The sequence below is a fragment of the Paratissierella segnis genome (assembly GCF_014385195.1).
Taxonomy (GTDB): Bacteria; Bacillota; Clostridia; order Tissierellales; family Tissierellaceae; genus Paratissierella; species Paratissierella segnis.
The window spans coordinates 1-12,897 of record NZ_JACRTG010000033.1 but is presented as its reverse complement, the minus strand read 5'-3'; the positions used below and the strand labels follow the sequence as shown (position 1 = coordinate 12,897).

Annotated in this window: 13 protein-coding genes; 1 reads left to right on the top strand and 12 read right to left on the bottom strand. The window is 35.5% G+C overall.

Annotation, left to right across the window (positions count from 1 at the left end):
- Positions 1 to 61: 61 nt before the first annotated feature.
- From spoIIID to H8707_RS13755, 11 genes are all read right to left on the bottom strand, one after another.
- On the bottom strand, positions 62 to 316 hold the full coding sequence (spoIIID, locus tag H8707_RS13805) for a sporulation transcriptional regulator SpoIIID (protein ID WP_262430734.1): 255 nt from the start codon (positions 314 to 316) through the stop codon (positions 62 to 64).
- Positions 317 to 365: 49 nt separating this feature from the next.
- The gene (locus tag H8707_RS13800; protein WP_262430733.1) at positions 366 to 1,190 is read right to left on the bottom strand and encodes a M23 family metallopeptidase; all 825 of its coding nucleotides are present in this window, start codon (positions 1,188 to 1,190) and stop codon (positions 366 to 368) included.
- A gap of 75 nt (positions 1,191 to 1,265) precedes the next feature.
- The gene (spoIID, locus tag H8707_RS13795; protein ID WP_262430732.1) at positions 1,266 to 2,309 is read right to left on the bottom strand and encodes a stage II sporulation protein D; all 1,044 of its coding nucleotides are present in this window, start codon (positions 2,307 to 2,309) and stop codon (positions 1,266 to 1,268) included.
- Between the two features lie 203 nt (positions 2,310 to 2,512).
- Complete coding sequence (gene murA / locus H8707_RS13790) at positions 2,513 to 3,769, bottom strand: UDP-N-acetylglucosamine 1-carboxyvinyltransferase (RefSeq protein ID WP_262430731.1); 1,257 nt, start codon at positions 3,767 to 3,769, stop codon at positions 2,513 to 2,515.
- Between the two features lie 15 nt (positions 3,770 to 3,784).
- Complete coding sequence (locus tag H8707_RS13785) at positions 3,785 to 4,567, bottom strand: YwmB family TATA-box binding protein (RefSeq protein WP_262430730.1); 783 nt, start codon at positions 4,565 to 4,567, stop codon at positions 3,785 to 3,787.
- 148 nt (positions 4,568 to 4,715) lie between these two features.
- Positions 4,716 to 5,375 (bottom strand): 3-oxoacid CoA-transferase subunit B, encoded by a 660-nt coding sequence (locus H8707_RS13780; RefSeq protein WP_262430729.1) that lies wholly within the window; start codon positions 5,373 to 5,375, stop codon positions 4,716 to 4,718.
- A complete protein-coding gene (gene atoD, locus H8707_RS13775) occupies positions 5,375 to 6,031 on the bottom strand; it encodes an acetate CoA-transferase subunit alpha (protein WP_262430728.1) in 657 nt (218 codons plus the stop codon). The genes H8707_RS13780 and atoD overlap by 1 nt, the downstream gene beginning before the upstream one ends.
- Positions 6,032 to 6,095: 64 nt before the next feature.
- Complete coding sequence (locus tag H8707_RS13770; RefSeq protein ID WP_262430727.1) at positions 6,096 to 7,274, bottom strand: acetyl-CoA C-acetyltransferase; 1,179 nt, start codon at positions 7,272 to 7,274, stop codon at positions 6,096 to 6,098.
- Between the two features lie 174 nt (positions 7,275 to 7,448).
- Positions 7,449 to 8,360: a fumarylacetoacetate hydrolase family protein gene (locus H8707_RS13765; protein ID WP_262430726.1), complete on the bottom strand. Its 912-nt coding sequence runs from the start codon at positions 8,358 to 8,360 to the stop codon at positions 7,449 to 7,451.
- Between the two features lie 40 nt (positions 8,361 to 8,400).
- Positions 8,401 to 9,678, bottom strand: a complete 1,278-nt coding sequence (locus H8707_RS13760; protein WP_262430725.1) for an MFS transporter — start codon at positions 9,676 to 9,678, stop codon at positions 8,401 to 8,403.
- A 37-nt stretch (positions 9,679 to 9,715) separates the two neighbouring features.
- Positions 9,716 to 10,516 carry a cyclase family protein gene (locus tag H8707_RS13755; protein ID WP_262430724.1) on the bottom strand — a complete coding sequence of 267 codons (801 nt, stop codon included), beginning with the start codon at positions 10,514 to 10,516 and terminating at the stop codon, positions 9,716 to 9,718.
- 293 nt (positions 10,517 to 10,809) lie between these two features.
- Between H8707_RS13755 and H8707_RS13750 the strand changes: the two genes are divergently transcribed.
- Entirely contained in the window at positions 10,810 to 11,550 is a 741-nt protein-coding gene (locus H8707_RS13750; protein ID WP_262430723.1) for a GntR family transcriptional regulator, read from the top strand.
- Positions 11,551 to 11,576: 26 nt separating this feature from the next.
- Here H8707_RS13750 and H8707_RS13745 read toward each other — a convergent pair whose 3' ends face one another.
- Entirely contained in the window at positions 11,577 to 12,755 is a 1,179-nt protein-coding gene (locus H8707_RS13745; protein WP_262430722.1) for an acetyl-CoA C-acetyltransferase, read from the bottom strand.
- Between the last annotated feature and the right edge of the window lie 142 nt (positions 12,756 to 12,897).

Below are 12,897 nucleotides of genomic sequence, written 5' to 3'. Positions count from 1 at the left end.
ACATATATATTCAAATTAAAAACCACAGGTAAATTAAAAGGTCTCAAATAATTTGAGACCTTTAAGCTTTTACTGACTTATATTTTAATTTTGTAGCTTTTCCTCCTCTGATATGCCTTTCAGCTTTGTTCGTTTCAAGAACTTGCTTTACCATTGCTGCAATAAGAGGGTTTATCTTTGGGAGACGCTCAGTCACATCTTTGTGGACGGTACTTTTACTGACACCAAAAATCCCAGCAGCTTGCCTTACTGTCGCACCTTCTCTTAATATGTACTTTGCAATCTCTAAAGCTCTTTCCTCTATATAATCTTTCACATAATTAACCCCCTTTGATTTGGGACTTTTAATTAATATTTATGCTTTCCTACTTACTAATAGAACGAGGATCTATTATTTTACCGTTTTTTCTTATCTCATAATGTATATGCGGCTCTAACTCCATTTCAATATCTGCCGTTTTACCTATTGTGCTTATATGATCCCCGCGATTTACCTTTAGACCCGGTTTTACCATTTCCTTTGTTCCCAGATTGGTAAGCTTTGTTTCCAAACCATCCCCATGGTCGATTACTATAACTATCCCCCATAATTCATCTTCGTATACATCTTTTACTATTCCATCTAAAGGTGCCTTTACTTTTGAGCCTTCATTAGCTTTAATATCTATTCCATTATGGCTTCTCCATTCCTCTAATGTCTTAGAATAAATTAAAGTATCTTTAGTGAAATCTGTAATTATTTCTCCTTCTACCGGAAGGATAGCACCTTTGGGATTTTCAGTTACGAGCTCCACATCTTCATCAACTTTTTCATTATCGTCATCATCTTCATCATCTACAAATTCTAAATCATCTAAATTATCAAGCACAGGTATGTCAGGTTCCGAATCAATATTGGTTTCATCCTTTGATTCAAGCTCTTCTGATTTTTCGTCTGTTTTGCTACCTGTCCAAACTTCCTCACCACCCAATTGCTCATTATGTTCATCTTTTGTGATTACATCTTGAATATCACTTGACTTTTCCCCATTTTCATCTAAAATAATTAGGTCATCTAATTTGCCTTTATCTTGAGCTTTAAAATCTCTAGTAGAAACGTATATGGTCCCTGCTGCTACAACGCATACACAAATAAAAAGAAAGAGTAAAAATCCATTTTTCTTTAAAAATTTAATTAATCTTTGCTTCATCTTTTCACCTCCATCTGTATTATTTCCACATTTTAGAAATCCATACATTGAATACAAAAAAAGATAGGAAAATTCCTATCTTATTTCAATATCCGTATAATAATGTTTTAATATATCAATATAGGTGCTCCCCCGCTTTGCCATTCCATTTGCACCCCATTGACTCATTCCGACGCCATGACCATATCCATAGGTCACTATATCAATAATATTTAATCCTTGATCATAAGTAATAGTAAAATTTGTAGAATTAAGATTAAATAATTCTCTTAAATCACTTCCTTCTATTACAGTTTTATCGATTGCCAGTTTTTTTATTCTACCGCTGGATGTCCTTTCAATTAATCTCATCTTTTCATAAAAATTGTCTTTATCTATTTTAGCATCAGGATATTTGCTTTTAACTTTATTTATAAATTCGTCTCCGGTTATTGTTGTGACGGTTTTATACTTAGGAGCTTCCTCTTCATATGGACTTATAACACCTTTTAAATATGGAGTATCTGAAGCAAAAACATTGATAGCATCCTCTGTCATTCCACCACTTGTAGAATGATATAATGGTTCTATTATTTTTCCTTCATAGTACATCAAAATACCCTTAGTTGAATCAACTGCCTCCTCTATTTTATCCCAGTAATTTTCAATCCAATTTTCACCCTTAACTTCTCTCAATTCTTCCATAGATAAATAAGCCTGACAATGAACTGCTTTACATAATGGTGCTGCCTTGTGATCGGGGTGTCCATCGCTAAATTTTTGCATCCTACTCATGGCATAAGTCCTTGCTGCAATAGCCTGAGCCTTCAATGCTTCGATATGGAACTCAGCAGGCATTTCTGCTGCTACTACTCCCTTTACATATTCTTCAAGCGGGATTTCACTTACGGTATCAGTATATGGATTATAAAGGCTTATGTACTCGACGGATTTTTTCTCTATAAGATTTGACCTTTTTATTAGATTTAATTTTTCTTTCCTACCCGCAGTAAGTTCATTATCAAAACCCTGTCCCACTACCTGATCTCTGGGTACAAAACTAAAGGTCTTAACAATAACCGCAGGTAAAATAATAGTTATTATCAAGACCATGATTGAATAAGCTCCTAATCTTTTCATCAAATCCCCTCGTCTCGTTAGTATAATTAATACTTATGAAAGGCGAAGAAATATTAGAACTAAAATATATTCAATTCACAACTTAAATCAATTCACAACTCACAATTCACAGTTTACAATGAAAAGATAGCGAAGAACTAAGAACTAAGAGTTAAGAAAGAAGCATTTCACTTATAGAACATTTATGGCTTTAGAGGCAGATTCTAAAATTCTTGCCTCCAAATTTTAGCTCCCAAATTGGCGAACTTTTCTTCAATACCATCATATCCTCTGTCAATATGATAGATATTATCTATTTCTGTAACTCCTTCTGCCACCAGACCAGCTAATACAAGAGCAGCCCCTGCCCTCAAATCTGAAGCCTTTACAGGAGCCCCGGTCAAATTTTTGACACCTTGAATTATAGCTGATCTTCCATCTATTTTAATATCCGCACCCATTCTCTTCAATTCATCCACATGCATAAATCTATTCTCAAAAACTGTTTCTACAGCAACACTTGTCCCTTCGCAAAGGGTCATTAAAGCCATAAATTGAGCCTGCATATCTGTCGGAAATCCCGGATATGGTAGAGTTTTAACATCTATTGCATTTAACTTTTCTGTACCTATTACCCTTATACTGTCACCATTTTCATAAACCCGACAACCTGCTTCTTTAAGCTTAGCAATAATAGGCTTAATATGATTTGATATTACATTTTCAATGATTATGTCTCCCCCGGTAATGGCAGCAGCTACCATAAAGGTTCCTGCCTCAATTCTATCCGGTATTATCAAATGTCTGGCGCCTCCTAATTTTTTTACGCCTTTTATTCTTATAGTTGATGTACCTGCACCTCTAATATCTGCCCCTAATTTATTTAAAAAATTTGATAAGTCCGTGATTTCAGGCTCCATAGCAGCATTATCTATAATAGTTTCTCCTTCGGCCATAACAGCAGCCATCATTATATTCTCAGTAGCTCCGACAGAAGGAAAATCCAGATAAATTCTATCTCCAACCAGCCTATCGGCATAAGCGCTTATATTACCGTGATCAACATCTATTGTAGCTCCCAACGCTCTAAAGCCCTTTAGATGTAAGTCAATAGGTCTGGTGCCAATTGCACAACCTCCGGGTAATGAATTCTTGGTTTTACCCAGTCTGGTTAGCAACGGCCCCATAACTAAAAATGATGCTCTCATTTTACTCATCAGCTCATAACTGGTCTCATATTTATGTATGTCAGCTGAATTTATCTTAATAACATTTCTATCTAAATATTCAACTTTTGCACCTAAAGATGAAAGTACCTCACACATTATCTCAACATCTTTTAGCTTTGGTACATCTTCTAATATAATATCTTCAGTACCCAATAAAGAAGCCGCCAATAAGGGAAGTGCAGCATTTTTAGCACCATTGATTTTAACTCTTCCCTTTAGTTTCGGGCTCTTCTCTACCATTATTTTTTCCAAATATATCTCCTCCTGTTAATATCCATTAGCTATTATAGGTGTTCCAATCCATATCAATGTTTTATCGTCATACTCATTATATCTTAAAGCTACGTTAAGATTAATTTTATCTTCCCCGGCAAATATATTATTTTCGATATAATCCGTATATGCCGTATAGGAAATAAGATTGTCTTCAGTATATTTATCCACAACTATACCGTTAAATCGATTGATAACAGCGTCGAATTTGTTTTCAACTATTCTCTTATTAAATTTACCATCAAAACCGCCAATTATACAAGTTGTAATTTCCATTGGCTGATTGAATTCATTGAATACATTTTCTGCTAACTGTATTATATCATTATTTGCTGAAAATTTCTCTCTTTTAATCAAATTTATAAAAAGATAAGTTTCTCCTTTTTTACTTGATTCATTTAAATAAGAACTAATTATAATGGCAAGTGGATTTCTATTTGAATCAAAGCCAAAATAATTTATTTGTTCATAGCCCTCATCTGAGACTTTCTCTTTTATATAATATTCTTTACCATTGATATCAACATAATCCGCCACTTCTTTCCCTATTATACCCAATTTTTTGACAGTCTCATCACCTAGCTTATCCAATTCATCATGATTAATAAACCCCTCTTTAATCAATCCATTAATACTTATATCCCCTTCTTCAAATTCTCCGTCTAATGAATTCAATAATGAAAAAAGAATTTCTTCTTGATTATACTTTTTTTCAGCCTGTGTTAATATTGGAATTAAAAAAGATAAAATAATTACAAACAAAATAATTTTTTTCATAATAACAACCCTCCCACTTTTAATTAAGGAAAAGGCCTCTTTCATTAAAAATGTAAAGGGGGACAAAACATTTCAAAAATAAAAGGTACCCTTTCCTTATTAGTAAAAGTATTACCAAAGAAGGGTACCTTTTATACCTGTTTCTAATTTATATTTCCATTTTAGTTAAACTTTCAGAGATGGTTAATTCTGCCTCAGTTGCTTTTTGCACATCTTCTATAGTAAAATTGGGATTAATCTCCATTAAAAACAAGCCATTCTGAGTAACTTCGATTACACCCATTTCAGTTATTATCAAATTCACTTCATTAGCAGCTGTCAATGGCAATTTACATTCTTTTAAAATTTTATGATTACCTTTTGCAGTATGTTCCATAGCAATTATTACTTTTTTTGCTCCTACTACCAAATCCATAGCTCCACCCATACCCGGAACCATTTTGCCTGGAATCATCCAATTTGCCAAATTGCCTTTTTCATCTACTTCCAACGCTCCAAGCACTGTAACATCTACATGCCCACCACGTATTATTCCAAAAGATATGGCGCTATCAAAAAACACTCCTCCAGGTAAAACAGTTACACATTGGCCACCAGCATTTACAATGTTTGGATCTTCATTACTCTCTAACGGAGCAGGACCCAACCCAATAAAGCCATTCTCAGATTGGAATAAGACATTCATGCCTTCTGGTACATAGTTTGCTACCATTGTAGGTAGTCCTATACCCAAGTTCACAACATCTCCATCTTTTAATTCCTTTGCTACTCTTTTAGCAATAAATTCTTTGATTATATTTCTATCCATCAATTGCCACCTCCATTAACTATATGGTCTATGAAAATACCTGGTGTAACAACTGAATTTGGATCTAAGTCTCCAATTTCAACAATCTTTTCAGTTTCAATAATTACTAAATCTGCAGCAGTTGCCATTAAGTGGTTGAAGTTTCTTGTTGCTCCATGGTAAACTACATTACCAAATTGATCTACAGTCTCTCCAGCAATCAAAGCTATATCTGCCCTTAGAGGTAATTCTAGCAGGTATACCCTTTCATCAATTGTAATCTTTTGTTTGCCTTCTTCGGCCACTGTCCCAACTCCTGTAGGTGTAAGAAACCCACCTAAGCCTGCTCCACCTGCTCTTACCTGTTCAGCGAGAGTTCCTTGCGGAACAAGTATTACTTCCATTTCACCAGAATTCATCTGTCTTCCGGTTTCCGGATTTGTACCTACGTGAGAAGCAATAAGTTTTTTAACGCACTTTTTTACTATTAGTTTTCCCACACCCATGTCTGGGAAACTTGAATCATTGCAAATCAATGTTAAATTTTTTACATCTTTTTCTACTAATGCATCAATCAATCTATGTGGATTCCCACATCCTAAAAATCCACCAATCATTATGGTCATACCATCCTTTACTTTATCAACCGCTTGATCTAATGTGATAATTTTATCCATAAATGCCCCCCTTAATTTAGTGAATAATCAATAGTAAATGGTAGAATTTTGATTGTTAAGGGATTTATCGCTTAACAATCATGGTAATCCCTTGCCCACCACCAATACACAATGTAGCTAGACCATTATGCACATCTCTCTTTACCATTTCATGAAGCAATGTAACCAATATTCTCGCTCCCGAAGCTCCTATTGGATGTCCTAAGCTTATAGCACCGCCATTTACATTTGTTTTCTCTAAATTTAAATTCAATCCTTTTATAACCGAAAGTGCTTGCGATGCAAAAGCTTCATTGCCTTCTATCAATTCTATATCTTCTATTGCTAAATTTGCTTTTTCTAATGCTTTCCTTGATGCAGGTATCGGCCCTGTACCCATCACTGTAGGCTCTACTCCCGCTGACGCATAGGATACTATTGTGGCTAGAGGGGTAATACCCAATTCTTCCGCTTTATCTCTGCTCATAATGACTAAGGCTGCTGCTCCATCGTTTATCCCTGAAGCATTCCCTGCTGTTACTGTCCCGTCTTTCTTAAATGCCGGTCTTAGCTTTGATAAGGATTCTATTGTAACATTGAATCTTGGATATTCATCTGTGTCAACTACTATAGGATCTCCCTTCCTTTGAGGAATTGACACCGGAACTATTTCATCTTTGAACCTCCCCGATTTAATAGCTGCCTCTGCTCTATTTTGACTTACCACTGCTAAATTATCTTGTTCTTCTCTGGTAATTCCATATTGTTCTGCTATGTTTTCTGCTGTTATTCCCATATGATAATTGTTGAAAATATCTGAGAGTCCATCATGTACCATATAGTCTATTAGCTCCATGTTTCCCATTCTCTGTCCCCATCTGGTACTTTTGGCAAGATGAGGAGCCTGACTCATGTTTTCTGTCCCTCCTGCAACGATTATATCGGCATCTCCTGCTTTAATGGCTTGAGCTGCAAGAGATACTGCTTTTAATCCTGATCCGCATACCTTATTTATGGTATATGAGGATACATTTGATGGAATGCCTGCATGAATCGCTATTTGTCTTGCGACATTTTGGCCTAATCCTGCTTGAAGAACATTTCCAAAGATAAGCTCATCTACTAATTTTAAGTCAAGATTTGCTCTTTTTAATGCTTCTTTTACTGCTATTGTCCCTAATTCTACTGCAGATACATCTTTGAAACTTCCCCCAAATGAGCCTATGGGTGTCCTAACTGCAGAAACGATGACAACTTCTTTCATGTAAAAACCCCCTTTTAAATTTATGGATGTTCTATATCATGTTCAAGACAACTTTCACTAAATCCCCTATTATTTTTCCATAAGGAAAACTTGCATTAGATGGGGTACATACACCCCATCTAATGTATAGTTGCACTTATATTTTAATTTGGATATGTTTCTAAGGTATAGGTGTTATCCTACAATATTTTTCAAAACTCCAATACCTTGTACTTCCATATCAATCGTATCTCCTTTTTGTAAAAATGGAATATCGCCATGATATTCGATAATAGTCCCTCCACCAATAGTACCTGAACCCAATACTTCACCTGGATAGAGAGTTACATCCATTGAAGCTCTCTCAATCATTTTAGCAAAAGAATGTTCAATAACCTTTGTATTGTTTTCTCTTATAACTTTTCCATTGAGTGTAAGCTTCGTTTCCAAATCATATTTTGCTTTTTTAGGATCATTTTTATCTAAAAATGCATCCAGCTCATCTTTTGTAACAATTACAGGACCCATAGAAGTTGCATAATCTTTGCCCTTAGCCGGACCAAGCAATCCTCTCATCTCATGATACTGTAAATCCCTAGCACTCCAATCATTGAGTATGGTAAATCCAAAGATATATTCACCTGCATCAGCTTCGCTGATATCGCTTCCTTCCTTACCAATGATAATACCTATCTCGAACTCGAAGTCTCGATTTTCAGAGTGTGGCTGTGCCGGAATAATTTCTCCTGAACCCCTAAACACATTTGGATTGGAAAAATAAAAAATTGGAATCTCATAATATACTTCAGGAACCTTAGTATTTGATTGCTTATAAGAGCTAGCAAAATGCTCCTCAAAACACATAAAGTCCCTAAATGTTGGGGGCTTAGGTATAGGAGATAGATACTCCACCTCTTTCATTGCACACAACCGACTGGCATTTCCCAATCCCTCATCAACAATCTTTTTATAATCTACATATCCTTTAATAAAATCAAGCATATCGTTAGGAATTTCCGCGGATATACTTTGAAACGGGACAAAATCTTCCACTCTAACAACACCCGCGTAAACCTTATCATTGTAACGTATAGTAGCTAGTTTCATTATAAATTCTCCTTCCTAACCTTATTTAATTTAGTTTAATTTAATTTTCAGTGACAGGCTCCAATTTCATTTCTGTCGGTTTTTTTGCAAAAGTTATCATAATTAATATCAAACTCAAGGCACAGAATCCTATACAAGCAAGCCACATTGCTGTATATCCACTGGCATCACTTAACATTGTCATTAATGTAGGTGTGAATACGTTGACTAAATTACTTAACTGTGTGAATCGAGAATATATTTTCCCATATTCCTTATATCCAAACATCTCACTAACTATTAATGGATTCACAAGTGTACTGTCTGCAATCCCAATTCCAAGAAAGGCTATTAGACCCCATACAAATGCTATATTATACGGCACTAAAAGAGCACATATAAATGCTAAAACACGACTGAAAATTCCAAGTACCATGACAAACTTTAATCCTTTTTTGTCTACTAAAATACCTAGAACTACCTTTCCAACCATCATGGCAATAGAATATGAAGACAACATCAATCCAACTTGAGTAGCTTGCAATCCTAAACCTACTAAAAAGCTAGAATTGTTAAAATTCCACACTACACCAACAACCCCAGCAAAAGAAATTGCTAAAAGTCCTATCCAAAATGCAGGGCTATGCATAGCTTCCTTTTCCGTTAGCCCATTAAATGCTAATTGGCTAGGCTGTATATTTTCAACTGCTCCAATCATCGTAAGTCCCTTTTCTTCAGGTCTCGTGAAGTAAAATAACATAATTATCGGAATCATGAAAAAGCTCAATCCGCCAAATAATAAATGAACACTACGCCATCCATGATTTGCTACTAACTGTGCACAAATGGGATTTAATATCATCGCACAAGTGCCAGTTCCTAATGTAACGAACCCCATGGCACGGCCGCGTACTTTAGGTCCAAACCAGTTATTTGTAACAATTCCTACCGGTATTACTGAAGTTGTTCCGGAAATCAACCCTCTAATAACCCCTAGCACATATAATTGTGATACAGAAGTCACAAACTGAGAACCTATATATGTTAGCCCTGTTATAAATAAACTAATCGACATGACTTTACGCAGATTATACTTTTCAAATAATTTACCTACAAAGGTCAAGCTTACAATATTTGCAATTCCAGAAAGAGTATACATCATAGTGATGTCACCTCTACTTACACCAAGTTCCTCAGCAGCAGGAGCCACTATAAAACCTGTTAGCGTTATTCCAGTACCGAAAATCACGCCCATAAGCAAAAATCCAACTATAATAATAATCCAACCCCAAGATCCAAAACTTGTATTACTTGTATTGTTTTTTAAAGGTTCGCTCATAATATTCCCCTCCGTTATTTTAAATTGGGATTCCCAATTAATCCTCGATCATGGCAACAGCGCGTATCCATCCAGCACTAGCATTCTTTATAGGAATAGGGAATGCAAAGAATTTAGCACCGGTTACAGGTATTTTGTCTAAATTTGTTAACTTTTCAATTTGAACATAAGCCCTTAGACGTCCTGCTTTATGCCCTTGCCATGCAAGTTTTGGATCTAATTTACCTTCTTCAATCAATTTTCTTTGATGTAATAAAGGAATATCCCAACTCCAAGCATCGGTTCCAACACAGCGAACCCCTTGTTCAGTCAACCACAGTGTCCCCTCCTCACCAACACCGCATCCAGCTACCCAATATTCGGGTTGCCCAAATATTTCAGTTGCATTGGTTTGTAACAAAACACAATCACCGGGTTTTAACGTATAGTTGATTTTTTTAAAATATTCAATAAAGTCATTTTTGGTCAATTCATATCCTGTCGGTTTGTCCCTCACATCAACAACTACTGCATCCCCCATACACCATTCAAGTGGAACCTGATCAATAGTCCATGAAGGTTCTCCGCCTTCCTTTTCCAAGTGGTTCATTGTAGAATGAAAATGATATGGGGCATCCATATGTGTACCACTATGTGTACCTATAGTAACCTTTTCCACTGCCCAACCCTCTCCATCAATAAGATCTTCATCTTTTAGACCAAATGTTTCTAAATATCCACCTTTGCCAACTGGATCCTTATGGGAATAGTACTCAACTGCAGGAGCATTACCGGGAGAATCTGAGTGAACTTTATCTCCTCTATCTTGTATCTTGATACTTAAATCAACCAATTTCATAATATTACCTCCTCATGTATTTTTTATATAGAATACACGCTAGACTTAGATGCAACTTCCCAGGAAAATTTTTGAATCGATCGATCATATGTATGCACATGTATTCATTAATTTTGATTATAATACATTTATTGTCGTTATGTCAACATATATTTGTTATTTATAGGTGATATTTATGAAATGTAGTGAATTTAGATATCCTTATGTATACATATAATACATAATTTGATTTTCATCTTAAAATATGTTAATCTATTATAAAAATACACATGTGTACAGAAATGGAGACGAATATGGGAACTTTAAAAAACATTGATATTTCACAATATAATAACATTCAACCCCTAAGCGAAAGGGTTTACGTTGCTATAAAATCTGCAATTTTATCTGGAGAGCTTAGCCCGGGTGAACAACTACTTGAAGTTTCAGTTGGAAAACACTTCGGTGTTAGTCGAACTCCTGTAAGAAATGCTCTCTTACGACTTGAAGATGAAGTATTTATTGAAGCAATCCCTCGAAAAGGCTTAGTAGTCAGAAACATTAGAGCAATTGACGGCTATTACATCTATGATTTAGCTATTGCATTAGAAACTAGATCTACATTTCTTGCAGCTAATAATAGAAATAAGATGCAATTAGATAAAATCAAACATTATTGTGAGAAAATTGAAGCTATAGATGTTTCTGAAAATATGCATATTGCAGATATTGAGTACAGGAAGCTAAACCTAGAATTTCACGTTGCTATTGCTGAGGCTAGTGACAATCATTATTTAATTAATAGTATCAAAGATGTTCGAGAAAAGCTTTTAATGTTTAACACCCTACAGTACAATTTGGATACAGAATCTCAATTTATTCGAGAATTAACGGATAATTTGGTGAGTCACCGTAATATCTATAATGCTATCGTTTTGCAAGATGGTGAATTAGCAAGTATATTAATGGAAAAACATCTATCTTACAGTCAGAAAAATTTTAACCAAATTACCAATGATTATACTAATGCTCAGCCATCGGAACTAGAAACATGACATTATGTTAATTGATAGTAAAACGTCTAGCGTTTTACTATCATAGCCATCCCTTGCCCGCCTCCAATACATAATGTAGCTAGACCATTATGCACATCTCTTTTTGCCATCTCATGAAGCAATGTAACCAATATTCTCGCTCCCGAAGCTCCTATTGGATGCCCTAAGCTTATAGCACCGCCATTTACATTCGTCTTTTCCAGATCAAATTCCAATTCTTTTGCTACAGAAAGTGCTTGAGATGCAAAGGCTTCATTGCCTTCTATCAATTCTATATCTTCTATTGTTAAATTTGCTTTTTCTAATGCTTTCCTTGATGCAGGTATCGGCCCTGTACCCATCACTGTAGGCTCTACTCCCGCTGACGCATAGGATACTATTGTGGCTAGAGGGGTAATACCCAATTCTTCCGCTTTATCTCTGCTCATAATGACTAAGGCTGCTGCTCCATCGTTTATCCCTGAAGCATTCCCTGCTGTTACTGTCCCGTCTTTCTTAAATGCCGGTCTTAGCTTTGATAAGGATTCTATTGTAACATTGAATCTTGGATATTCATCTGTGTCAACTACTATAGGATCTCCCTTCCTTTGAGGAATTGACACCGGAACTATTTCATCTTTGAACCTCCCCGATTTAATAGCTGCCTCTGCTCTATTTTGACTTACCACTGCTAAATTATCTTGTTCTTCTCTGGTAATTCCATATTGTTCTGCTATGTTTTCTGCTGTTATTCCCATATGATAATTGTTGAAAATATCTGAGAGTCCATCATGTACCATATAGTCTATTAGCTCCATGTTTCCCATTCTCTGTCCCCATCTGGTACTTTTGGCAAGATGAGGAGCCTGACTCATGTTTTCTGTCCCTCCTGCAACGATTATATCGGCATCTCCTGCTTTAATGGCTTGAGCTGCAAGAGATACTGCTTTTAATCCTGATCCGCATACCTTATTTATGGTATATGAGGATACATTTGATGGAATGCCTGCATGAATCGCTATTTGTCTTGCGACATTTTGGCCTAATCCTGCTTGAAGAACATTTCCAAAGATAAGCTCATCTACTAATTTTAAGTCAAGATTTGCTCTTTTTAATGCTTCTTTTACTGCTATTGTCCCCAATTCTACTGCAGATACATCTTTGAAACTTCCCCCAAATGAGCCTATGGGTGTCCTAACTGCAGAAACAATAACAACTTCTTTCATTTAAAAACCCCCTTTAATTTAATGGTAGTGTCAATAAGACACCCCTCTTTTTTTATTAAAGCCTTATATTATCAAGGGTTACAGAGTTTTTTATAAAATAAAAACAATGACCCCCTATTTTCTGTTATAATTTGAGTTACTA